At 63.6% G+C, this 22,487-nt stretch carries 20 protein-coding genes; 6 read left to right on the forward strand and 14 right to left on the reverse strand.

Features of this window, described 5'->3' with window-relative positions:
• The first annotated feature begins 21 nt into the window (after positions 1 to 21).
• From DKM43_RS13350 to DKM43_RS13355, 3 genes are all read left to right on the forward strand, one after another.
• Complete coding sequence (locus DKM43_RS13350; RefSeq protein ID WP_109798996.1) at positions 22 to 1,617, forward strand: isocitrate lyase; 1,596 nt, start codon at positions 22 to 24, stop codon at positions 1,615 to 1,617.
• Between the two features lie 93 nt (positions 1,618 to 1,710).
• Complete coding sequence (locus tag DKM43_RS16595; protein WP_201739872.1) at positions 1,711 to 1,869, forward strand: hypothetical protein; 159 nt, start codon at positions 1,711 to 1,713, stop codon at positions 1,867 to 1,869.
• A gap of 170 nt (positions 1,870 to 2,039) precedes the next feature.
• Positions 2,040 to 4,403: a putative bifunctional diguanylate cyclase/phosphodiesterase gene (locus DKM43_RS13355; RefSeq protein ID WP_236632586.1), complete on the forward strand. Its 2,364-nt coding sequence runs from the start codon at positions 2,040 to 2,042 to the stop codon at positions 4,401 to 4,403.
• Positions 4,404 to 4,427: 24 nt separating this feature from the next.
• On the opposite strand, the gene purQ is transcribed toward DKM43_RS13355, so the two are convergent.
• Both purQ and purS read right to left on the reverse strand, forming a co-directional pair.
• A complete protein-coding gene (purQ, locus tag DKM43_RS13360; protein ID WP_109798998.1) occupies positions 4,428 to 5,105 on the reverse strand; it encodes a phosphoribosylformylglycinamidine synthase subunit PurQ in 678 nt (225 codons plus the stop codon).
• A 74-nt stretch (positions 5,106 to 5,179) separates the two neighbouring features.
• The gene (gene purS / locus DKM43_RS13365) at positions 5,180 to 5,413 is read right to left on the reverse strand and encodes a phosphoribosylformylglycinamidine synthase subunit PurS (RefSeq protein WP_109798999.1); all 234 of its coding nucleotides are present in this window, start codon (positions 5,411 to 5,413) and stop codon (positions 5,180 to 5,182) included.
• Positions 5,414 to 5,765: 352 nt separating this feature from the next.
• Here purS and DKM43_RS13370 point away from each other — a divergent pair, with 352 nt between their 5' ends.
• The gene (locus DKM43_RS13370; protein WP_109799000.1) at positions 5,766 to 6,371 is read left to right on the forward strand and encodes a TetR/AcrR family transcriptional regulator; all 606 of its coding nucleotides are present in this window, start codon (positions 5,766 to 5,768) and stop codon (positions 6,369 to 6,371) included.
• A 37-nt stretch (positions 6,372 to 6,408) separates the two neighbouring features.
• On the opposite strand, the gene DKM43_RS13375 is transcribed toward DKM43_RS13370, so the two are convergent.
• From DKM43_RS13375 to DKM43_RS13415, 9 genes are read right to left on the reverse strand one after another with little or no spacing between them, the layout of a single operon-like run.
• Positions 6,409 to 7,353, reverse strand: a complete 945-nt coding sequence (locus tag DKM43_RS13375; protein ID WP_109799001.1) for a Vgb family protein — start codon at positions 7,351 to 7,353, stop codon at positions 6,409 to 6,411.
• Between the two features lie 23 nt (positions 7,354 to 7,376).
• The gene (gene atzF / locus DKM43_RS13380) at positions 7,377 to 9,146 is read right to left on the reverse strand and encodes an allophanate hydrolase (RefSeq protein WP_109799002.1); all 1,770 of its coding nucleotides are present in this window, start codon (positions 9,144 to 9,146) and stop codon (positions 7,377 to 7,379) included.
• Positions 9,143 to 12,739 (reverse strand): urea carboxylase, encoded by a 3,597-nt coding sequence (uca, locus tag DKM43_RS13385; protein WP_109799003.1) that lies wholly within the window; start codon positions 12,737 to 12,739, stop codon positions 9,143 to 9,145. The genes atzF and uca overlap by 4 nt, the downstream gene beginning before the upstream one ends.
• Before the next feature lie 11 nt (positions 12,740 to 12,750).
• Complete coding sequence (locus DKM43_RS13390) at positions 12,751 to 13,383, reverse strand: urea amidolyase associated protein UAAP2 (protein WP_109799004.1); 633 nt, start codon at positions 13,381 to 13,383, stop codon at positions 12,751 to 12,753.
• Between the two features lie 16 nt (positions 13,384 to 13,399).
• Entirely contained in the window at positions 13,400 to 14,224 is an 825-nt protein-coding gene (locus DKM43_RS13395) for an urea amidolyase associated protein UAAP1 (protein ID WP_109799005.1), read from the reverse strand.
• The gene (locus DKM43_RS13400) at positions 14,221 to 14,694 is read right to left on the reverse strand and encodes a CopG family ribbon-helix-helix protein (protein ID WP_407938500.1); all 474 of its coding nucleotides are present in this window, start codon (positions 14,692 to 14,694) and stop codon (positions 14,221 to 14,223) included. The genes DKM43_RS13395 and DKM43_RS13400 overlap by 4 nt, the downstream gene beginning before the upstream one ends.
• Positions 14,691 to 15,461, reverse strand: a complete 771-nt coding sequence (locus DKM43_RS13405; RefSeq protein ID WP_109799006.1) for an ABC transporter ATP-binding protein — start codon at positions 15,459 to 15,461, stop codon at positions 14,691 to 14,693. Before DKM43_RS13405 ends, DKM43_RS13400 begins: the two co-directional genes overlap by 4 nt.
• The gene (locus DKM43_RS13410; RefSeq protein ID WP_109799007.1) at positions 15,458 to 16,285 is read right to left on the reverse strand and encodes an ABC transporter permease; all 828 of its coding nucleotides are present in this window, start codon (positions 16,283 to 16,285) and stop codon (positions 15,458 to 15,460) included. Before DKM43_RS13410 ends, DKM43_RS13405 begins: the two co-directional genes overlap by 4 nt.
• A 52-nt stretch (positions 16,286 to 16,337) precedes the next feature.
• Positions 16,338 to 17,420, reverse strand: a complete 1,083-nt coding sequence (locus DKM43_RS13415) for a putative urea ABC transporter substrate-binding protein (protein WP_109799061.1) — start codon at positions 17,418 to 17,420, stop codon at positions 16,338 to 16,340.
• Positions 17,421 to 17,669: 249 nt separating this feature from the next.
• Between DKM43_RS13415 and DKM43_RS13420 the strand changes: the two genes are divergently transcribed.
• Together DKM43_RS13420 and DKM43_RS13425 are read left to right on the forward strand one after the other, a co-directional pair.
• Entirely contained in the window at positions 17,670 to 18,578 is a 909-nt protein-coding gene (locus tag DKM43_RS13420) for a sterol desaturase family protein (protein ID WP_236632587.1), read from the forward strand.
• A 207-nt stretch (positions 18,579 to 18,785) separates the two neighbouring features.
• Entirely contained in the window at positions 18,786 to 19,313 is a 528-nt protein-coding gene (locus DKM43_RS13425; RefSeq protein ID WP_109799009.1) for a c-type cytochrome, read from the forward strand.
• 86 nt (positions 19,314 to 19,399) lie between these two features.
• Here DKM43_RS13425 and hemA read toward each other — a convergent pair whose 3' ends face one another.
• The 3 genes from hemA to acsF are packed head-to-tail and all read right to left on the reverse strand — an operon-like array spanning position 19,400 to position 22,477.
• The gene (gene hemA / locus DKM43_RS13430; RefSeq protein ID WP_109799010.1) at positions 19,400 to 20,620 is read right to left on the reverse strand and encodes a 5-aminolevulinate synthase; all 1,221 of its coding nucleotides are present in this window, start codon (positions 20,618 to 20,620) and stop codon (positions 19,400 to 19,402) included.
• A gap of 28 nt (positions 20,621 to 20,648) precedes the next feature.
• Positions 20,649 to 21,434: a putative photosynthetic complex assembly protein PuhE gene (gene puhE, locus DKM43_RS13435; RefSeq protein ID WP_109799011.1), complete on the reverse strand. Its 786-nt coding sequence runs from the start codon at positions 21,432 to 21,434 to the stop codon at positions 20,649 to 20,651.
• The gene (gene acsF / locus DKM43_RS13440; protein WP_236632590.1) at positions 21,428 to 22,477 is read right to left on the reverse strand and encodes a magnesium-protoporphyrin IX monomethyl ester (oxidative) cyclase; all 1,050 of its coding nucleotides are present in this window, start codon (positions 22,475 to 22,477) and stop codon (positions 21,428 to 21,430) included. Before acsF ends, puhE begins: the two co-directional genes overlap by 7 nt.
• Positions 22,478 to 22,487 lie beyond the last annotated feature (10 nt).

A 22,487-nucleotide genomic window follows, 5' to 3' on the forward strand; every position in this document is an offset into this window, starting at 1 on the left:
CCACGTGAGGGAACACGGGACATGACCTACCACAGCAAGATCGTCGAAGCCGGCAAGGCCATTGCGCCTTTCGCGCAGACCTGGGACGGGATCGAACCCGAAAACGTGGCCCGGATGCGCCTCCAGAACCGCTTCCTGACCGGTCTGGACATTGCGCGCTACACCGCCAAAATCATGCGCCGCGACATGGAAGCCTATGATGCGGACCCGGCGAACTACACCCAGTCGCTCGGATGCTGGCACGGTTTCATCGGTCAGCAGAAGATGATTTCGATCAAGAAGCACTTCGGCACGACCAAGGGGCGCTACCTCTACCTGTCGGGCTGGATGGTCGCCGCGCTGCGCAGCGAGTTCGGCCCCCTGCCGGACCAGTCGATGCACGAAAAGACCAGCGTGCCTGCGCTGATCGAGGAACTCTATACCTTCCTCAAGCAGGCCGATGCCCGCGAACTGGGTATGCTGTTCCGCGATCTCGATGCGGCGAAGAAGGCGGGTGATGCGGTCAACACCCACCGCATCCTGCACAAGATCGACGAGTTCGAAACCCACGTGGTGCCGATCATTGCCGATATCGACGCGGGCTTTGGCAATGCCGAGGCGACCTACCTTCTCGCAAAGAAGTTCATCGAGGCGGGCGCCTGCTGCATCCAGATCGAGAACCAGGTTTCCGACGAAAAGCAGTGCGGCCACCAGGATGGCAAGGTCACTGTGCCGCACGAGGACTTCCTCGCGAAGATCCGCGCCGTGCGTTATGCTTTCATGGAGCTTGGCGTTGATGACGGGGTGATCGTTGCCCGCACTGACTCGCTTGGGGCAGGGTTGACCAAGCAGATCGCCTACACCCGCGAAAAGGGCGACATCGGCGACCAGTACAATTCGTTCCTTGATTGCGAGGAAGTCGATCCGGCGAACCTCGGCCACGGCGATGTGCTCATCAGCCGCGATGGCAAGCTGATGCGTCCCAAGCGCCTGCCTTCGAACCTTTACCAGTTCCGCCCCGGAACCGGCGAGGACCGGTGCGTTCTGGATTGCATCACCTCGCTCCAGAACGGCGCGGACCTGTTGTGGATCGAAACTGAAAAGCCCCACATCGGCCAGATTGGCGGCATGGTGAAGCGCATCCGTGAAGTGATCCCGAACGCGAAGCTGGTCTATAACAACAGCCCCTCGTTCAACTGGACGCTGAACTTCCGCCAGCAGGTGTTCGATGCCTGGGAAGCCGAAGGCCGCGATATGAGCGCCTATGACCGGGCGAAGCTGATGAGCGTTGATTACGACAACAGCGAGCTGGGGATCGAAGCCGACGCACGCATCCGCACTTTCCAGCGCGATGCGGCGCGCGAGGCGGGCATCTTCCATCACCTCATCACACTGCCCACCTACCACACGGCGGCACTGAGCACCGATAACCTCGCCAAGCGCTACTTCGGCGAAGAGGGCATGCTGGGCTATGTCAAGCAGGTCCAGCGCGAGGAAATCCGCCAGGGCATCGCCTGCGTGAAGCACCAGAACATGGCCGGCTCCGACATTGGCGACGACCACAAGGAATACTTCGCAGGAGAAGCCGCGCTGAAGGCCGGTGGCATCCACAACACGATGAACCAGTTCGCCGCATGACCCGGCGGGGGGCGGTTCTCCCGCCCAATCCCTGAAGACGACCCGAAATCCTCGCGGCAATCACGCCTCGAAGATCCAAGAAGGAGACCCAGAATGGCTGAACCTGCACGTGCCCGCGCGGTCCTCTCGACCGAGGACTTCAAGCTGATCCGCGAGGCAGTACTGCACTACCTCAAGGTCATCGAGGACCAGCCCGAATCGGTGAAGTTCTCGAACCTCTACCACCGGCTTGGCAGCGCTTTGGGACGTTGACGGATGCGTTAACGAAACGGGCAACGCCTATACGGACCTTTCCTGGGGAGGAAAGTCCGGCCCGTCGCGCTCCATAGGGGGTGCGGCGGGCCATATTTTTGCTGGCACGGCCGCGCGCGACGGCCGCGGCGCTTACTTTTGGATAATGAATCGGCGGTAAGTATCGGGGCGTGACAAAACTATCTGCGCCTCAGGAAAATCCCGTTGCGGCCAAGCTGCCGATCCTTGCTGTGATCGGTCTGCGTGATCCTGAGGAAGGGGACTGGGGCCGCCTGCGCGGCTTGCAGTATTCCAGCCTTGCAAAGCTCACCTTTCCGCGCCTCATCGCCCATGTCATGGCGGCGCTTCTGGTTCTGCAAACCTATGGCCGCAGCGTCCATCTTGCCCTGCTGGTGGGATGGATGGCCTTGCTTGTGGGGGTGCTGATCTTCGGCGCGCGCTATGATCGTTCGCTGGTCGATGCCGACCGGCGGCGGGTCAGCCGTCAGGAAATGCACCGGCAGAACCTAAGTTCGCTGGCTGTGGCGGCAGTCTGGTGCGTGCCGATGCTGGTCTTTTCCGCCTTTGGCGACGCCGCGCAACGCATGACCTTGTGGACGGTGCTGGCCATGCTGATGACCGGCAGGGCCGTTACATTTGCAGCGCTGCCCATTGCCACGGTGCTCTTTGCGGGCGTGGTCGGCCTGTCTGCAATCCTGTCGTTCCTGTTCTGGGGGGAATATACGGCGGCGTCAGTCGCCGTGGCGTTCATCGTCATCGTCAGCGTGGGCGCTGTCGAAGCGGCGCGGACATTTCTTGGCGCGCGCGTGGCAGAGGCCGGGATGGCCGAGAAGGCGGAAGTCGTCTCGCTCCTGCTGCGCGAGTTCGAGGAAGGCGATGCCGACTGGCTGTGGCAGATCGATGCCACCCGCCGCGTGCGTTCGGTCAGTCCGCGCTTTGCCTTCGCGCTCGGCGAAGACCCCGAAGACGTGGAAGGCAAGCCTCTGATCCAGCTTATCGCCGGGCTGGCCTGGGAAAGCGGGCATTTCCATTCCAGCCTGCACGATCTGGCCGAACGGCTGAAGCGGCGCGAAAGCTTTTCCAACCTGCTGGTGCGCGTGACGCTGCACGGCAACCATCGCTGGTGGGAACTTTCCGCATCCCCCAAGTTTGACGAGAACGGCACGTTCGTCGGATTTCGCGGAGTGGGGTCCGATGTTACCGAACAGCGCGAGAGCGCCGAAAAGATTGCCTATCTCGCGCGCTACGACACTCTGACCGGCTTGCCCAACCGCCTGATGCTGACCGAAGCGCTGGGCGATGCGCTGGCCTATGCCGAGAAGTGGCGCACGTCCTGCGCGCTATTGATGATCGATCTGGATCGATTCAAGGCCATCAACGATACGCTGGGCCATCTGGTCGGCGATCAGCTGCTGTCGCTCGTTTCGGAGCGGATGAAGGCGGTGATGCGCGCCAATGAGGTGTGCGGGCGCCTTGGCGGTGACGAGTTTGCAGTGGTCATCCGTGACGCGGCCGACGGGCGGCGTCTTGAGGAGCTTTCCGAGGCGATCATCGCCACGCTTTCACGTCCCTACGAGGTCGATCACCACACCCTCTATGTCGGGGCGAGTGTCGGTTCGGCAATCGGGCCGCGTGACGGTTCGACGGTGGAAACCCTGCTGCGCAACGCCGATCTGGCGCTCTACCGGGCCAAGGACGAGGGCGGCGGGCGGCACTGCACCTATGAACCCTCGCTCCACGCCCATGCCGAGGAACGCCGCAAGCTTGAGTTCTCGTTGCGGCACGCACTGGAACGCAATGAGTTCTCGCTGATGTATCAGCCGGTGGTCGATGCGATGACGGAGAGCGTGCTGAGCTTCGAGGCCCTGCTGCGCTGGACCAGCAGCGAGCACGGCTTTGTCAGCCCGGCAAAGTTCGTTCCGCTGGCTGAAGACACCCGGCTGATCGTGCCGATTGGCGAATGGGTGCTGCGCACGGCCTGCCGCGAGGCAATGAACTGGCCGGAGCACGTCAAGATTGCGGTCAACGTATCGGGCGAACAGCTGCTCGATCCCTATTTTGCCGAAACCGTGGTTGGCGCGCTGACCAGCACCGGGCTTTCGCCGCATCGCCTTGAGATCGAGGTGACGGAGAGTATCTTCGTGCGCGACGGCACCACCGCGCAGATGACGCTGGAAAACCTGATGGGCATCGGTTGCGGCGTTGCTCTCGACGATTTCGGAACCGGCTATTCCTCGCTGGGCTATCTGCGCAAGATGCGTTTCTCGACGATCAAGGTCGATCGCAGCTTCGTGCAGGGCGCGGCGAAGGATAATCCCGAAAGCCTTGCGATCTGCCGTGCCGTGGTGGCCATGGCCGACAGTCTGGAAATGTCGACTACCGCGGAAGGGGTCGAGACCGAACTGGAGCTCGAAGTGATCCGCCGTCTGGGCTGCAAGAAGATCCAGGGCTACTACTTCGGGCGCCCGATGAGCGCTGCCGATGCGCTCGCCCTGTTCAGCACGCCGCGCTTTCGGGAGCGGCTGGCAAGCTGAGACTCCGGCAAGCCGTCGCTGGTGTCAGGCGGAGACCAGCGAGCGCACCACGCTTTCGAACAGAGCGCGACCGTCGGTGCCGCCCTGCGCGGGTTCGATCATCCGTTCCGGATGCGGCATCATGCCCAGCACATTGCCGCGCTCGTTCAGGATGCCGGCGATGTCGCGGGCCGAACCGTTGACCTGCTCGGCATAGCGGAAGGCCACCCGGCCTTCGGCCTCAAGGCGGTCAAGCGTGGCATCGTCGGCAAAATAGTTGCCATCGTGGTGCGCCACCGGAATGACAATGCGCTGGCCCGCTTCGTAGCCCGCGGTGAACAGCGACTGGCTGTTCTCTACCGTCAGCGCCACATCGCGGCAGACAAAGCGGATGCCAGCGTTGCGCATCAGCGCACCGGGCAGCAGGCCCGCCTCGGTCAGCACCTGAAAGCCATTGCAGACCCCCAGAACCGCCACGCCGCGTTCGGCCGCGCGGACTACCGCCTGCATCACCGGCGAACGAGCTGCCATCGCGCCGGAACGCAGATAATCGCCATAGGAAAATCCGCCGGGCAGGGCGATGAAATCAAGCCCGTCAGGCAGGTCGGCATCGCCATGCCACACGCGGTGAACGGTGCCGCCGCAGACCTGCTCGATGGCAACGGCCATGTCGCGGTCGCAGTTCGATCCGGGGAAGGTGATGACGGCGGAAGTGAAGGCCATGGGAGATGCTCCTTGCGCAGCTCAGATTGCACGCAAATCGTGATGCGCGCAGATCGTCGGATCAGACCGCTTGCTCAGGCCGCCCTTTCGATGCGGTAGTTCTCGATCACCATGTTGGCGAGCAGCTTGCGGCACATCTCGTCAAGCGCTTCGTCGGTGGTGCTGTCGGCAACGTCGAGTTCGATCACGCGTCCGGCGCGAACATCGTTGACGCCCGAAAAGCCCAGTCCTTCGAGCGCGTGGTGAATGGCCCGACCCTGCGGATCGAGGACGCCGTTCTTGAGAGTGACCAGGACGCGAACCTTCATCGGCGGGGCCTTTCGCAGATCGAAACGGGTGAGAATCTTGTGCGCGCCTATGCAACCGGTAGCCCGCAAGAGCAAGGGGCCGCGCGACAGTGCCGGTTCGCCACACTTGCCGTCGATCCCGCACGCATGATTCCTACGTAAAGAAACGATGCGGGCGATCGGGCCGTTGCGGGGTATCCTCCCTGCGCCAGGGACTGGCAGAACTCGCGCGGTGGCGGGGCTTCCGGAACCAGAAACTGCACCCCGCACAGCCGCCGGAGATGCGCCGCCACCGCCTCTTTTGCCCGATTTGACCGATGCCGCGTGCTGACGCGCCTTTTAACTGACGGTTGCGTCAGCTATAGCATGAGCCATGCCCCGCAAGACTCCGGAAGATCGCAAGGCCCGCATCCTCGAAGCTGCGCGCGAGGAGTTTGCCGCCCACGGCTTTGCCGCAGCCCGGCTGGAGGATGTGGCAAGCCGGGTCGGCATCAGCCGCGCGGCGCTTTATCTGGCGTTCGACAGCAAGGAAGCCCTGTTCCGTGCGCTGGTTTCGGGTGTCATCACCGAACTGATGCCCGCCCTTCTGCCCAGCGATTACGGCAGTCTGCCCGCACCCGCGCTGCTGCGCGGGTTCATCCGCAACGCAACGAAGCGGATTGCCAGCCCGGAAATGGCCTTTCTGCCGCGTCTCATCGTGGGCGAGGGGCGCAACTTTCCCGAACTGGCCCGCTTCTACCACGAAACCACGATGATCTGCCTGATCGGCGCGGTTGAACGGCTCATCATCCACGGGATTGAACGCGGCGAGTTCTCGTGCCCGGATCCGAATATGGCGGCGCATTCGGTGGCCGGAAGCTTGATCTATGCCGCGCTGTGGCAGAACGTGTTCGAGCCGGTCGGCGCGCAGCCGCTTGACGTGGACTGGCTCGCCGAGACACAGGCCGGGCTTGTTCTGGCGGCGTTGCGCAAGGTGTAGGGTCCAAAGCGCGTTTGGATCTGGGAAGCGGCCGCAGTCAGGGCTTTGCCGCTTCGAGCAGGCCCTTTATCGGCCAGAACGAAATCGTGTGGACATCATGGGCGCTGGTCCAGATGCCTTTGGGCGTAAAGCGGATGGCGCCGCTTCCCGCTGCCTTGCCATGCCTGCCGCTGACTGTCATCGAAGCCGGATCGATCACGGCAAAGATCTGGTCATCCGTGGTGCGCAGCCATACTTTCCCATCGCCAGTATCGATATCGCCGTATTTGAGGTTTGCGCCCACCTTGATGCGCCCTGTCACCTGCCCGGTGGCGGGATCAGCGCGCACCAGCGTGCCTTCGCCCTGTTCCTGCACCCACACTCCGCCTTCACCTGCGGCGAGGAATCCCGGCATCTTGCCCAGTGGCGCGCGGGCAACCACGGTGTTGGTTTTCGGGTCGATCTTCTGGAGCGTCTGCTGCGTTGCGCTGACCGCCCACAGGGCATCATAGCCATAGGTGACATACCACGTATCGGCATCAACCGGGATGCTGGCAATGACGGCATTGCTTGCCGGATCGATGCGGGCGACCGCGCCTTCGGGCTTGCTTGCCAGCCAGACCGAACCGGCCCCTGTCGCCACGATCAGTTCGCCCTGTTTCTGGTTGGCAATGCCGCTGGCGATGGTGGCGACAACCTTTGCCTCTTCCAGATCGATGCGCAGCAGTGTGCCTTCGGCGCAGTTGGCCACCCACAATGATCCGAAGCCGATGGCCATGGCCCCGCAGGGCCGTTCGACCGGCACTTCGGCGAGTTTACCGTTGCGACCCCATTTTTCGACCTTGCCGCGATTGGTCAGCCATACCGCATCGCCATCAACCGCAATGAAATCGGCAAAGCCGGGCACGGTCTGCGCCTGCTCCACCACTTGCGCGCTGGCAGGGCCAGCCCCCAATAGCGCGGCGATGACCATCGGGATAAGGGCAAGCGTCTTGCGAAACATGGGGAGGGCCTTTCGCTTCGGGATCAGGATTTGCTGGCGATATAGGCGCGCCAGCCGCCAAGGTGGGTGATGTCCTGGGCACCTTCGAGCGCGCGCGGTTCGGCCACGAAGCCCTTCACGCTGCTGCCATCAGCCAGCACCACCGTGCCAATGGCCAGCGGCGGCGGGACTTCAACCACAAAGCTGCCGAACTCAGCCACGCCCAGTTCATAGACTTCCACCTTGATCGCCGCGCCATCGGCGCTGAACACCAGCGCAGGCTTGGGCGGCACGCTGTCGGCCATGGCATAAAGCCGGTATGTCGGCGCGGTTTCGAAAGCGCCAACGAATATGGCGTTTCGCGAGGTAAGCTGCCAGTGCAGCGGCATCCCTTCAAGGTGTGCGCCAACCACGGCGAGTTTAACGGTCTGCATCTTGCCCTCCAGATCGAGCGGGGGTGGGGGAGGAAGCTGTGCGGCGGCCAGCCACGCTTCGGCCGCCGTCAGCAGCGCACGGTCACTGTCAGCCGGGCCGATCAGGGTGATGCCAAAGCCAGTGCCATTGTCGCGCTGCCCCGCAGGCACGGCAACCGCGGCCATATCCAGCAGGTTCACGAAGTTGGTATAGGCGCCCAGATTGCTGTTGAGCGCAACCGGCGATGCCAGCAGTTCTGCCACGCGGTAGGTCGTGCCCGTGGTCGGAAAGGCAAGGAGATCGACTTCGCCCAGCAGGCGGTCTGCCTGCCGCTTCAGCGCGGCCATCCGGTAAATGCCGTTCCACAGTTCGACAGCGCTCTTGCTCCAGCCTGCTTCCACTACGGTCCGCACGGTAGGATCGACCGCATCGGGATTCTCGCTCAGAATCCGGGACATGGCGGCGGTGCGTTCGGCAACCCATGGCCCGTTGTAGAGCAGCAGCGCCGCTTCCTGCAGCGGGGCCATGTCGATCTCGACCACTTCGGCAAGGCCCGCCAGCACATCGAGCGCGCGGTCATAGAGATACTCGGCTTCCACATCGCCGAACCACAGGCGCTGACCACGCCGGGGAACGCCGATGCGGCGGGCGGCAAGGGGGCGGTCCGCCAGCGGTTTCGACCACGGATCGGCCGGATCGAACCCGGCAATCACCGCATCGACAAGGCGCGCATCAGCAACATCATCCGAAAACACGGTGATGCAGTCGATGCTGCGGCAGGCAGGCACAAGGCCCTGTGTGGGCCAGCGGCCCTTGGTGGGCTTGAACCCGATCAGGTGGTTGAATGCCGCCGGAACCCGGCCCGACCCTGCGGTATCGGTGCCCAGCGCGATGGGAACCAGCCCGGCGGCCACGGCAACGGCCGAACCGGAACTCGACCCTCCACTGACATAGGCGAGGTTCGAGGCATTGCGCGGAATGCCATAGGGACTGCGCGTGCCGACCAGCCCGGTGGCGAACTGGTCGAGGTTGGTCTTGCCCACGCAGATCGCGCCTGCGGCTGCCAGCCGGTCGATCACCGTCGCATTGGCGCCGGGGCGATAGGCAAAGGCGGGGCAGGCGGCGGTCGTCTCAAGCCCGGAAACGTCGATGTTGTCCTTGGCCGCGTAGGGAACGCCCGCCAGTGGCAGGTGCTCTCCGGCGGCAACGCGGGCATCGACGGCGCGGGCCTGTGCCAGAAGATCATCCGGCGATGCACGGCTGATCCACACCTGCGGCTGAACCGCATCATAGGCGGCAATGCGCGCCAGCGTCGCTTCCATCACGGCCACCGCGCTGGTGATGCCTGCGCCGACATCGGCGGCGATGCGCGATGCGCTTTGGCGAAAGGCGGCGCTCATGCCGCCTTCTCCAGCGCAAAGATCGGCGCGCCGGGCTGGAGCGACTGTTTCTCGGTGACATAGAGGGCAACGATCCGGCCCGTGCCGGGGCTGAGCACGGGGCATTCCATCTTCATCGATTCCAGCACCGCGATGGTATCCCCGGTCTTCACTTCATCGCCATTGGCCACGAGCAGTTTCCACACGCTGCCGCCGAACGGAGCTTCGACAAGATCGGCCCCTTCGGGGACGCTGACTTCGGCCTCGTCGGGCGTGTCGGCTTCTGCAAGGGCCGATATGCGGTCAAACTCTCCGCGTGCCTGCCAGTCGGCGCGTTCGGCATCGAAAGCAGCCTTGCGCTGCGCCTCGAAGGCGGCAATCGCTTCGGCATTGTCGGCCAGATACCGGCGATAATCGGCCAGCCTGAACTCGGACGGCTCGATGGTGATCGATCGCCTGCCGCTGGGAAAATCACGCCGCCATTCGGCCAGTTCCTCGGCGCTGACCGGATAGAAGCGGATCTGGTCGAAGAAGCGCAGCAGCCACGGCTTGCCTTCGGTGAAATCGGCGGTCTGGCGATAGGTGTTCCAAACCTGGATGGTGCGGCCGAACAACTGGTATCCGCCCGGTCCTTCCATGCCGTAGATGCACATGTAGGCCCCGCCGATGCCGACGACATTGGGCGGGGTCCACGTGCGCGCGGGGTTATACTTGGTCGTGACCAGACGATGCCGGGGGTCGACAGGCGTTGCCACCGGCGCGCCGAGATAGACATCGCCCAGCCCCATGACGAGATAGCTGGCATCGAAGATCAGGTTCTCCACCGCCGCCACATCGGGCAGGCCGTTGATGCGGCGGATGAACTCGATGTTGTCCGGGCACCATGGCGCATCGTCACGCACCGCGCCCATGTATTTCTCGATGGTCTCGATGGTGGCAGGATCGCGCCAGCTCAGCGGCAGGTGGACGATGCGCGAAGGGATGGCGAAGTCTTCAAGGTCGCCAAGCCGATCTTCGGCCGCGATCAGCGCGTCGAGTGCCCCTTGCTGGTCCAGCGCCGCGCCATCGAAGTGCAGTTGCAACGAGCGGATTCCGGGAACGATGTCGATCACGCCCGGAATGGCCATGCGCTCCAGCTCGGTCATCAGTGCATGGACGCGGATGCGCAGCTCGATATCGAGAACCAGAGGGCCGTATTCCACCAGGATGTTGCGATCCCCCTGCTGGCGATAGACGGTGCGGGGGCGGCCTGTGCCTTCGGGCAGTTCGGCCAGTATCGGGGTCTGTGCAGCGATGGCGCAAGGGCGGCTTGGCGGCACCTTGGTTCCGTTCTCCAGCAGCGTGGCCTGTGCGGCGGCAGCGGCGCTTGCCTCGGCCATGTTGACCGGGACGAAGCGCACCCGGTCTCCGGCGGCAAGCTGGCCAACTTTCCACAAGTCTGCGGCAATGACCACGAAGGGACAGACAAAGCCGCCAAGCGAGGGCCCATCCGGTCCAAGGATGATGGGCATATCCCCGGTGAAGTCCACCGCGCCGATGGCGTAGGGGTTGTCGTGAATGTTCGAGGGATGAAGCCCTGCCTCGCCGCCGTCGCGCCGCGCCCATTCGGGCTTCGGTCCGACCAGCCGCACCCCGGTGCGGTTCGAGTTGTAGTGGACCTGCCAGTCGGCGGCGACGATCATGTCGATATCATCGTCGGTGAAGAAATCGGGCGCCCCGTGCGGGCCATAGAGCACACGCAGCGTCCATTCGGTGCCCAGCGCGGGGAGCGGAATGGTCGGGGCTGCACTGCTGGTCGGGGCGCCAGCCAGATGAAGCACGTCGCCTGCCACCAGCCGCCGCGCCGCATGGCCGCCGAACTGACCCAGTTCGAAGGTGCTGCAACTGCTGAGATAGGGCGCGATGTCCAGCCCGCCTGCGATGAGGAGATAGCCGCGCATCCCGCCGCCCGATGCCCGCCCCATGCTGAGGGTCTGCCCGGCAGCGATGTCGAACGGCGTGCCCGGCGCCACGGGTCTGCCATCGAGCATGGCACCGAAATCGGCGCCGGTCAGGCACACGCGGGCCGGAGCGGTAAAGGCGAGCGTGGGGCCCGTAACAGTCATTTCCAGCCCGGCCATGCCTTCGGGATTGCCCAGCAAACGGTTGCCGATGCGGAAGGACTGGTCGTCCATCGGGCCGGATGGCGGCACGCCCACGGCCCACAGCTTCTGCCTTCCGGGCCAGTCCTGCACGGTGGTGGACGTGCCGCCGCTGATGACCCGGATGCTTTGCGGGGTGAAGCTGATGCTTTCCAGAGCGCGGGTGGAAACCTCGCCGCTGGTGAAAGCTGGCGATGCCACCACGCTGCGCAGCCAGCGCAGGTTCGTCTCGATCCCGTCGATGCGGCTGGCGGCAAGCGCGCGCTGCATGGCTTCGACTGCCGCCTCGCGGCTTGAGGCGTGAACGATCAGCTTGGCAAGCATGGGATCGTAGAAGGCGCTCACTTCCGTCCCGGCCATGACCCACGTTTCGGTGCGCACGTCATCGGGGAAGCGAACGCAGGTGAGCGTTCCGGAGGTGGGGCGGTAATCGAGTGCGGGGTCTTCGGCATAGAGCCGCACCTGAACCGCATGGCCCAGCGGCGTAACCGGTGCCGTATCGAGGAAGCTGTAATCGCCCGCAGCGCCGCGGATCATCCATTCCACAAGATCCACGCCGAAGACCATTTCGGTCACGCCATGTTCCACTTGCAGGCGGGTGTTCATCTCAAGGAAGAAGAACTCCTCGCGGTCGGCATCGTAGAGAAACTCCACCGTTCCGGCAGAACGGTAGCGCGCCGCTTCGCCAAGGCGAATCGCGGCTGCGAACAGTGCCTGCCTGACGGCTTCGGGCAGGAGCGGGGCAGGTGCCTCTTCCACCACTTTCTGATTGCGCCGCTGGAGCGAACAGTCGCGCTCGCCCAGTGCCACCACCCGGCCTTCGCCATCGCCGAAGATCTGCACTTCCACATGCCGCGCGCGCCGCACGAAGCGTTCAAGGAATACGCCCGCATCGCCGAAATTGCTCTGGCCCAGCCGGGCCACCGCGGCAAAGCCTTCGCGCACGTCAGCTTCGGTTTCGCACACGCGCATCCCGATGCCGCCGCCGCCCGCGGTTGCCTTGAGCATCACGGGATAACCGATGGCCAGTGCGGCAGCGATGGCTTCGGCCTCGCCGGTCAGGAGATCGCTTCCCGGAGCCAGCGGCACCCCGTGCGCGGCTGCCAGTTCGCGGGCGCTGTGCTTGAGGCCGAAGGTGCGGATGTTTTCGGCGGTGGGGCCGATGAAAACGATTCCCGCCTCGGCGCAGGCGGCCGCAAACTCGGTGTTTTCCGAAAGGAAGCCATAGCCGGGATGGATGGCGCCCGCGCCCGTCTGATGCGCCGCGGCGATGATCTTTGCGATGTCGAGATAGCTCTCGCTTGGCCGCGCGCCGCCGATGCAGACGGCCTCGTCTGCTTCCGAGACGTGAAGCGAACCTTCGTCGGCCTGCGAATAGACCGCAACGGAACGCAGGCCCATGCGGCGCAGAGTGCGGATGATCCGGGTGGCAATCGCACCCCGGTTGGCGATGAGAACGGTGTCGAAGCTCATTGGGGCAGGGCTCATGCGGCCACGATCATGCGAACGGGGGTGGGATTGAAGGCGTTGCAGGGATTGTTGATCTGGGGACAGTTGGAAACGACCACGATCACGTCCATCTCGGCGCGCAGATCCACCGTCAGGCCCGGCGCGGAAATGCCGTCGACAATGCCCAGCGTGCCGTCGGCTTCCACCGGCACGTTCATGAAGAAGTTGATGTTCGAGACGATGTCGCGCTTGCCGCGCCCTTCCAGCAGGTTTGCCTCAAGGAAGTTTTCCACGCAGGCATGTTGCGCCTTGGTGTGATGACCATAGCGCAAGGTATTGGATTCACACGAACATGCGCCGCCGATGGTATCGTGATACTCCACCGCCGATGCGGCAATCGTCATCATCGGACGGCCTTCGTTGGACATCAGCGTGGTGCCTGTGCGCAGAAACAGGTTGCCCTGCGCGGCCACGGTATCCTGCGCGCTGTAGCGTTCGGCATCGTCGGCAGCGCTGTAGATGAGGAAATCTACCGCCTGATTGCCTTCAAGATCGACGATGCGCAGGGTCTGCCCCTTGGCCACATGATGCAGCCAGGGCGCGCGGGCGGGCACGATCTCGTCGTGGACGATCATGCCCGAAAGGCCGGAGAGGTGGGGATCGCTCATCGCTTGCATCCTTGTTTCAGCGGCGGAAATAGTCTTCGACGTTGATGAAGGCGCGCTGGCCCTCCGGCGTCGCGTTGCGGATGGGGTCGTCTTCGGCCGTCACCTTGCCGCGCCATGCGGTGACGCGCAGCGGCGTGACGGAGTATTCCGGCCTTGGGTCAAGCACGTGCGGGCAGTTGGCGATCACCACGATCACGTCCATCTCTGCACGCAGCAGCACCTCGCGCGCCGGTGCAAAGGGGCCGATCAAGGGCGTTATCGTGCCATCGGTTTCGATTCTGGTGCCCTTGAAAAGGTTGATGCAGGGGTGCACGTCGCGCCGTCCAAGCCCGTGCTTGGCCGCGCCCAGCAGGAACCGGTCCCGCCCATTGGGATAGGCGCCGCTGTTGCGCCCTTCGCCATACTTCGCAAGGTTGGTTGCCGCGTTGGAGGTGCCGCAGAAACAGTCGTGCGTGCCCGCACTGTCGGCCTCGATGCTCATCAGCACGCGGCCCATGTCGGACAGGAGCAGCTTGCCCGCCTCAAGGTAGGCGTTCCACTGAACCTTTACCGTATCGGCCACGTTGAGCCGTTCGGTCGGCATTTCGGCATTGAAGATCTGAAGCCCCGCGCAGGCATCGCCCTTCGCATCGATCAGCCGCAGGCGCGCGCCTCGTGCCAGCCGCCGCGTGGCATAGCCGCCCGGCGCGATCGTTTCCTCCCACACCAGATCACCGGCCGGGATGCCTTCGGGCAGGTCATCAGCAACCGGTGGCAGGACCGGCATGGATTCCACCACGGTTCCCGCCATGCTGCGAGCATGATCGCGCGCGGCCATCGGATTTGCGAGAGTTTCGGTCATTGCGCCGCTCCATTGTCTGCATCTTCGGCTGCATCCTGCTCGTAGAGCGGCGGAAGCAGCGCGGTGGTTGTGACGAGTTCAAGCTGCTGGACACCGCGCACGCGGCGCAGCGCATCCGCCAGTGCCTTGAGACGCACGGCAGGCCCCTGCACCAGCAGGACTTCCAGCGACTGGTCATCCTGCAGGAAGACGTGCTGGGTAGTGATGACCTCCTTGAGGTAATCGCTCTGGGTCTGGGCAAGCTGGTGCCGCACCCGGCCGCGATCGCCGCGATAGACAACGGTGATCGTGCCTGCGAGCATCTCTTCCGGCCGGGTATAGGCTTCGTGCTTGGCAAGGGCGTGGCGGATCAGTTCGGCAATCAGCTGCGAACGCGAGGGCAGCTTGCGCTCCTCGACCATCATGTCGAGCTGGCGGAACAGGCTGGCCGGCAGGCTCATGCTCATCCGGGCAAGCGGGCGCGCGCTCATGCTGCGGCTCCGGCTTGGGCGGCGGGGCTTTCCGACGATGCCTTCTTCTTGTCCAGTGGCAGGTCATAGACCGCCGTTGCGCCGAAACGGTGCGGCGCGTGCGGATCATGGCGGCGCTTGTCGAGCGCGAGGACGCGCGTTCCCAGCGAGAAAGCCTCGCGAATATCGTGCGTGACCATGATGACGGTCAGGTCATACTGCTGCCACAGCCTTGTAATCAGCGCGTGCATGTCGGCGCGGATGCCCGGATCGAGCGCGCCGAACGGTTCATCAAGCAGGAGGATGCGCGGTCGCTTGATAAGCGCCTGGGCAATGGCCAGCCGCTGCTGCATCCCGCCCGACATCTGCGCCGGATAAAGGTGCAGGCTGTCGCCCAGCCCCACGGCTGCAAGCATTTCGGCGGCCTGCGCTTCGGCAGCCTTGCGCCGCGATCCGAAAAGGCGGGCAAACAGCGGCGCTTCGGCACATTCCAGCCCGAACACCACATTGCCAAGCACGGTCAGGTGCGGAAACACCGAGTAGCGCTGGAACACCACGCCGCGATCGGGGCCGCATTCGGGCGGCAGGGGCGCCCCGTCGAGCATGATGCTGCCGCGCGTTGCCTGCTCCTGACCAAGGATCACCCGCAGCAGGGTGCTCTTGCCTGCGCCCGATGGCCCGACAATCGAAACGAACGAGCCTGCCGTAACGTCGAGGTCGACACGCTCAAGGATGATGCGGTCGCCATATTCGACCCACACGTCGCGAAGAGTCAGCATCGCACTCAATGGCCTGCTCCCGATGCCGAAGGGTGCGCCCAGGGGAAGGCGGCGCGGCTGATGCGCGTGGCGGCATAGTCCATCGCAATGGCCAGGAGCGCGATCCAGGCCACGTAGGGGATGATGACATCCATCGAGAGATAGCGCCGGACGAGGAAGATGCGGTAGCCAAGCCCCACATCCGATGCGATCGCCTCGGCCGAAATAAGGAACACCCACGCCGGGCCGAGCGCAAGGCGCAGCGCCACCAGCAGACGGGGCATGGCCTGGGGCAGGGCAACACGCAGCATGATCTGCCAGCTTCCCGCGCCAAGCGTCTGCGCCTTGACGATCTGCTCGCGCGGGAGCGCTGCCACATGCCCGGCAATGTCGCGGATCATCACCGGCGCGATGCCGATCACGATCAGCGCGACTTTCGCCGTCTCGCCAAGGCCAAGCGCGATGAACAGGATGGGCAGCAGGGCGATGGGCGGGATCACCGCAATACCCGTGACCAGCGGGCCAAGCGTGGCGCGCAAGGGGGGAAGGACGCCCAGCACAAGCCCGACCAGCAGTGCCATCAGCGTGGCGATGCCCAGACCCAGGCCAAGCCTTTGCAGGCTGGCCAGCGTATCGGCCCAGAACACCAGCTTTCCGGTCAGGGCATCGGGCTGCTGCATCATGCCCCACAGCGCTGAAGCCATGCCGCTGGGCAGGGGCAGGATCTTGTCCGAAGGGTTCAGGGCATGGCGCTGCGCGGAAAGCACCACATAGACGAGGGCCAGCAGCGCGATCGGCAGCGCGCCCAGCACGAAACCCTGTCTGCGTCCGATCTGTCGGTTTACCCAGCGCATGTCGGATTCTCCCGGTCAGGCCGAAGCGTCGTCATCGTCAGTGTCACGCGCCTCAGAGCTTTCCGTCAGCAGCAAGTCGCATGAAGCTGTCGTCAAAGCGCAGCGTGACACGCGCGGGATCACCCAGAGTTACGCCGCCCGGAAAGGCGATGCCCACCGCGTCTGCCGAGGTCGCGCCCTGAAACAATCCCTTAGAGAAGCTGAAATCGCGCACCTTCGTCATGGTCGAGACCAGATCGGGCGAGGTTGTCGCGGCGACGGCTTCCTTGGGATCGACATAGAGCCGGGTCGTCTTGAGCTGGCTTTCGAAGATTTCGGGCGTGGTCCCGGCCAGTTTTGCCATTGCGGCGCGGGCTTCCTTGCCCTGTGCGTCGTCTCGCACCATCAGGCCGACGGTTTCATACCAGATACCGGCCAGCGCCTTGCCCAGATCGGGATTGGCCTTGAGCGTGGCCGTATCGACCACCAGCAGATCGAGGATTTCGCCCGGTATGTCGGCTGAACTGAACACCTGCGTGACGCCGGGCTGGCTGCGCATCACGGAAAGCTGGGGGTTCCACGCGACAGCCGCCTTCGCATCGCGGCTGGCAAAGGCGCCCACGATATCGGCATCGGCCGTGTTGATCGTGCGCACGTCTGTCAGCGACATGCCCGCCGAACCCAGCGCACGAGCCAGCAAATAATGCGAGACTGAAAGTTCCACGAGGTTGATGGGCTGGCCCTTAAGCGCGGCGACCGTGGTGCCGCCTTTCAGCAGGACGCCGTCGTTGCCGTTCGAATAGTCGCCGACGATGATCGCGCTCGTATCCTTGCCGCCTGCGGCGGGGATCGTCAGCGCATCCATGTTCGCCACGGTCACGCCGTCGAACTTGCCAGCGGTGAACTGGTTGACCGACTCCACGTAGTCGTTGACCTGAACCACGCTGATCTTGAGGCCATATTTGTCGGCCCACTTCTTCACGATGCCTGCCTGTTGGGCATAGGGCCAGGGCATCCACCCGGCATAGATCGACCAGCCGATGCTGAACTCGGTGCGCTTGGGCGCGGGCGCATCGGCCGATGGCGCGCATGATGCCACCGCCAGCGTTGCTGCCATCAACAATGTCTTTCCGGTCCTGCGGATCAGCCTGAGCACGAGTGATTCCCCTTTTGCTTTCCTGGCGGGCTGCACCATGGGGGAAATCAGGCGGGCGGCGTATTACGCTTTTTGCGTATGGTAATACTTGGCAGCCAATGAAGCCGCGCTCCGTGAAAACGATGTGCCGTGGCGTCCGGAAGGCGTCAATTGCGGGTGCGGGCGACTGGTTACGCCAATCGGCGTATGCTATGCTGCGGCCGCCCGCGCTTAGCGTGCATCCCTGAGGCAGGACAGGGTAATCGGCACATGCAGAGTGATACGATGCGATCCGGCGCGGCGAGGCTGGCGGTTGATCTCCTGCCTCCGGCCATGCTTGCTCTTGTCGTGACGTTCTGGGCCTTCGCACCTGAAGCGTGGGTGAAAAGCACCTGGGTCGTCATCGGCGTGAGCACTGCAATCACCTTCACGATCCTGCTGCTTGAAATCCCGTTTGAGCGTCATCCCGGCTGGCGGATGACCCGGCGCGAGTTTTTCACCGACTTGTTCTATGTCGTGCTGAACGCCACGATCATATCCAAGGCGACCAACTTTTTCGCGGAACGGCCACTGGAATCGGCCAAGGAAGCGCTTGGCCTTGCAACGCCATGGGCAGGCGAAATGCCTTGGCTGCTTCAGGTTGCCTTCGTCGTGTTCCTCATCGAGTTCGGGCAATACTGGATGCATCGGCTCATGCACAACTCCACGCCCTTCTGGCTGACGCATGCGCCGCACCATCACATCACCCAGCTCAACGCGATGAAAGGCGCGGTGGGCAACCCTATCGAACTTTGGCTCATCAGCCTCAGCGTTGTCGTTCTCTTTGATTTTCAGCAGTCGGCCGTTCTTGCCGGATACAGTGTGCTTGGCGTTGTCTCGACATTTGCCCATGCCAATGTCCGGTCCGATCCGCCGCTGTTCTATTCGTTGATATTCACGACCATCCGGCACCACAGCCTGCACCATTCGGTCCCCTATGAAGATACGCGCTGCAATTACGGCAACTCCCTGATTCTGCTTGACCGCATTTTCGGCACCTACAAGGAGGGTGAGGCATCGATCGTGGGGCAGGATGACAGGCGGCGCCTGTCCATTCGCGAGCAGTGGCTCTTTCCTTTCGTGCCGTTGATCGAACGGATGAAGACGGCAAGGGAAAGAAGCGCGCGCGCTGCCAAGTAGCAGCCACGCTTGCGGCAAGCCTTGCCACCGAAATCGGCTCGTCTGACATTTTGCCACGTTCTGCCGCATAATCGTGCGTTGATGGGAACCTTGCGTTTCATTGCATGTTCAACCCGAAATGCCGTGTTGCGGGACTTGCCCGCTCATGGTTTACTTCTGCGCCGTTTGTTGTGAACGTGCATCATTTCGGATGAAGGGTGGATGCAAATGAGGCAATCTTTTCAATATATTGCGCTGACGACTGCTACCCTGCTCCTCGCATCGTGCGGCGGCGGAAGCGCGGACAAGGCTGCTGAAGCACCGGCTGCCGCCGAAACCACGCAAGCGGCCGCTCCCCCGGCCGAAGCGGCACCGGCTGCTGCCACCAGCGCTGCTGCGCCGACGGCGGACTCCACCGATACGCTTGATGGCACCACCCTTGCCTCGCTCAAGCCCGATGCGGCCCACGGCAAGACCATCTTCGCGCAGTGCAAGGCGTGCCATTCGGTCGAGGCGGGCAAGAACATGGTCGGTCCTTCGCTTGCCGGTGTCGTCGGTCGGGCCGCCGGGTCCATTGCCGGTTACAGCTATTCAGCCGCCAACAAGAACAGTGGCATCACCTGGACCCCGGAAAAGCTGTTCCAGTATCTGGAAAAGCCCGCGCGTGTGGTTCCGGGCACCAAGATGGCATTTGCCGGCCTTCCGAAGGCGCAGGATCGCGCCGACGTGATCGAATATCTCAAGGCTCCCAACTGAAGCGGAGCAGCCTTTCGGGTTCGCAAACAGAAGCAATGGAGCGCAGGATCAGCCGATCCTGCGCCCCTATTGGTGAACGCCGGTAATCAGGCGGCGACTGCGCGGCGCGCCAGTTCGCATTGCGACCAGATATCGCTCAGCGCTTCGATCAGCTTGTCGACATCGCCATCGGTGTGAACGGGCGAGGGCGTGATGCGCAGCCGTTCGGTTCCGCGCGGAACCGTGGGATAGTTGATCGGCTGCACATAGATACCGTGGTTGTCCATCAGCCAGTCGCTGATGCGTTTGCACTTGTGCGGATCGCCCACCATCACCGGGATGATGTGGCTGGGATTGGGCAGGTGCGGAATGCCGATGGCATCAAGGCGGCGCCGAACCGTGGCCACGCGCTCCTTGTGGCGGGCGCGTTCGATTTCGCTGCTCTTGAGATGGCGGATGCTGGCCGTGGCACCGGCGGCAAGCGCCGGGGGCAGTGCAGTGGTGAAGATGAAGCCGCTGGCAAAGGTGCGCACGAAATCACACAGTGCAGCCGATGCCGCGATGTAGCCGCCCATGACCCCGAACGCCTTGCCCAGCGTGCCTTCGATCACCGTGATGCGGTCCATCAGGCCCTCGCGTTCGGCCACCCCGCCACCGCGCGGGCCATAAAGGCCAACCGCATGGACCTCGTCGATGTAGCTCATCGCGCCGTGCTTTTCACACACGTCGAGGATCTGGGCGATCGGGCCGATATCGCCGTCCATGGAATAAACGCTCTCGAAGGCCACGAGCTTGGGCACTTCGGGTCCGTATTCGGAAAGGAGCTGGTCGAGGTGCTCGACATCGTTGTGTCGCCACACCCGGCAGGTGGCGCGCGAATGGCGAATGCCTTCGATCATCGATGCGTGGTTCAGGGCGTCGGAGAAGACCACGCAGCCGGGAATCTTCGCCGCCAGTGTGCCAAGACCCGCCCAGTTCGATACGTAACCGCTGGTGAACAGGAGCGCTGCTTCCTTGCCGTGCAGATCCGCCAGTTCCCGCTCCAGCAGGACATGATGATGGTTGGTGCCGGAGATGTTGCGCGTGCCGCCGGCACCGGCGCCGCATTCATCCAGCACCTTGTGCATCGCATCCAGCACCGCGGGATGCTGCCCCATGCCCAGGTAGTCGTTCGAGCACCAGACCGTGACCTGTTCGGTGCGGTCATCGACATAGCGCGTCGCATGCGGGAAATTGCCGCAGCGGCGTTCGATTTCGGTGAAGATCCGATAGCGTCCCTCGTCCCGGACCGCGTCCAGTTCCCCCTGGAAGTAGGCTTCGTAATCCATGTCGTCGGTCCTCTTGGTGTGAAACGTGTCAGATGCGGGTTGTCGCGCGGCGCGAAGGAAGCGCCCAGCCCCACAGCGCCCCGTCGCGGATCGGCAGGGCAAGAAACAGGTGTTCAAGTGCGCCCAGCGCCGCCAGCGCGAAGAGCAGGCTGGCCCCTGCTGCACTGGCGCTGCCATCGGGCGCATTGAGCGCGGTCAATCCAAGCCAGATTGCCAGCGCGCAGGTGGCCGCAATCGCCAGAACCAGTTCCGGACCCATGCGGCGGGGGCCGAAATAGGTCTTGAGATAGGCCATGTGGGGCGGAAAGATCTCGGTGCTGAGATTGGGCACGCCGAAAAAGATCACCAGCTTTGTGCTCAGCCGCATGGCCAGCAGCAGGGTGAAGGTCATTGCGCCGATCTGGTTTGGCGCATCCCAGCTTAGCGAGATGAGGCCAAGCGCGCTCAGCGCGAGGGCCAGTTCATGCCAGGCCACGGCGGAAACAGCATGGACGAAGCGCTCCAGCCCACGCGCATCCGGCGGGCAGGCTTCCCGGCGCGGCCCGGTAACGGCGCCCGTAAGGAAGCTGATTTCATGCCATGACCAGATCAGGATGGCCCCGGCAAATGAGGCATAGACACCGGCGAGCGTCGGCTGGTGCATTGACCAGCCCACGATCACCAGCCCGCCGACGCCTGCAATTCCGGCAAGGATCAGGCTGAAGGGAAAGGTGCGCCGTTCGCGGTTGTCGGCCCAGGCGATCAGCCCGGTGGCGAGAAACCACACCGCGATCGTTGCCACCACCGGCAGGATATGGCCGGTCCAGCTTACCATGCGGGCTGAAGCCTGACCGTGCTGGGCAGTTCGTTGGCGCGCGGACGCAGCAGATACATTCTGGCAAAGTTGAAGGCAGCCCCTGCTGCGCCCGAAGCACGCAGCATCAGACCGGAAATGCCGCCCCGGCGCTTGCCTTCCTCGATCCTGCGGCTTGCGGCAAGCAGGCGGTCCATCGCCCGGCGGAAGCGCGGATCGTCGGTATCCAGCTCGACCGGGAACACCTGCCGACTGATCTGGGTGCAGATCGAGAACACGTTGTAGTCGTAGGTCTTGGGATCAAGGCCAAGGGCCTGATGGAACACCGGCCGGGCATGATCGCGCACATACATCGTGGAATAGACCGCCAGCAGGAAGAAGCGGACCCACAGCTTGTTCATGCCCCGCAACAGTTTGGGATCGGCACGCAGGAGCAGCGCAAAGGCTTCACCGTGCCGGAACTCGTCGTTGCACCAGCTTTCGAACCACTGGAAGATCGGGTGGAAGCGCAGGTGCGGATTGGCCGCAAGCTGGCGATAGATCGCGATATAGCGGGCATAGCCGATCTTTTCGGACAGATAGACCGAGTAGAAAATGAACTTCGGCTTGAAGTAGTGGTATTTCTTGGCCTTGGTCAGAAAGCCCAGATCAATCCCGATGCCCGCATCCTTGAGCGCTTCGTTGATGAAGCCGGCGTGGCGGCTTTCATCGCGCGCGAGCAGCTTGAACAGCAGCTTCATGTCGGGGTTCTTGGTGCGCCGGGCCATTTCGGCATAGAGGATGCAGCCGGAAAACTCGGACGTGAGCGAACTGACCAGAAAATCGATGAACTCGGCACGCAGGGCCGGCTCCAGACCTTCGATGATCCCGGCAAAGCTGCCCTCGCGCTTGAAATGCTTCTTGTTGGGATCGCTGACCATTTCGGCCATCAGCTCGTCCCACTCCTTGCGCACCGGCGAGACATCGATGGAATCGAGCGCGGCAAAATCGGTCGTGTAGAAGCGCGGGCTGAGCACGGTCTCGTGCTTGACCATCTCATGGACGTCGGGCTTTTCGGCCATCATGGCGTCAAGC

Source organism: Novosphingobium meiothermophilum (genome assembly GCF_003171715.1).
Classification (GTDB): Bacteria; Pseudomonadota; Alphaproteobacteria; order Sphingomonadales; family Sphingomonadaceae; genus Novosphingobium; species Novosphingobium meiothermophilum.

Excerpts from the sequence above, each read along its gene's own strand:
- DKM43_RS13375 (WP_109799001.1), bottom strand. The coding sequence starts at position 7,353 with ATGTTTCGCAAGACGCTTGCCCTTATCCCGATGGTCATCGCCGCGCTA.
- uca (WP_109799003.1), bottom strand. The coding sequence starts at position 12,739 with ATGAGCTTCGACACCGTTCTCATCGCCAACCGGGGTGCGATTGCCACC.
- DKM43_RS13390 (WP_109799004.1), bottom strand. The coding sequence starts at position 13,383 with ATGAGCGATCCCCACCTCTCCGGCCTTTCGGGCATGATCGTCCACGAC.
- purQ (WP_109798998.1), bottom strand. The coding sequence starts at position 5,105 with ATGGCCTTCACTTCCGCCGTCATCACCTTCCCCGGATCGAACTGCGAC.
- DKM43_RS13400 (WP_407938500.1), bottom strand. The coding sequence starts at position 14,694 with ATGAGCGCGCGCCCGCTTGCCCGGATGAGCATGAGCCTGCCGGCCAGC.
- purS (WP_109798999.1), bottom strand. The coding sequence starts at position 5,413 with ATGAAGGTTCGCGTCCTGGTCACTCTCAAGAACGGCGTCCTCGATCCG.
- DKM43_RS13395 (WP_109799005.1), bottom strand. The coding sequence starts at position 14,224 with ATGACCGAAACTCTCGCAAATCCGATGGCCGCGCGCGATCATGCTCGC.
- atzF (WP_109799002.1), bottom strand. The coding sequence starts at position 9,146 with ATGAGCGCCGCCTTTCGCCAAAGCGCATCGCGCATCGCCGCCGATGTC.
- DKM43_RS13425 (WP_109799009.1), top strand. The coding sequence starts at position 18,786 with ATGAGGCAATCTTTTCAATATATTGCGCTGACGACTGCTACCCTGCTC.
- DKM43_RS13350 (WP_109798996.1), top strand. The coding sequence starts at position 22 with ATGACCTACCACAGCAAGATCGTCGAAGCCGGCAAGGCCATTGCGCCT.
- acsF (WP_236632590.1), bottom strand. The coding sequence starts at position 22,477 with ATGATGGCCGAAAAGCCCGACGTCCATGAGATGGTCAAGCACGAGACC.
- DKM43_RS13410 (WP_109799007.1), bottom strand. The coding sequence starts at position 16,285 with ATGCGCTGGGTAAACCGACAGATCGGACGCAGACAGGGTTTCGTGCTG.
- DKM43_RS16595 (WP_201739872.1), top strand. The coding sequence starts at position 1,711 with ATGGCTGAACCTGCACGTGCCCGCGCGGTCCTCTCGACCGAGGACTTC.
- puhE (WP_109799011.1), bottom strand. The coding sequence starts at position 21,434 with ATGGTAAGCTGGACCGGCCATATCCTGCCGGTGGTGGCAACGATCGCG.
- DKM43_RS13370 (WP_109799000.1), top strand. The coding sequence starts at position 5,766 with ATGCCCCGCAAGACTCCGGAAGATCGCAAGGCCCGCATCCTCGAAGCT.
- DKM43_RS13420 (WP_236632587.1), top strand. The coding sequence starts at position 17,670 with ATGCAGAGTGATACGATGCGATCCGGCGCGGCGAGGCTGGCGGTTGAT.
- hemA (WP_109799010.1), bottom strand. The coding sequence starts at position 20,620 with ATGGATTACGAAGCCTACTTCCAGGGGGAACTGGACGCGGTCCGGGAC.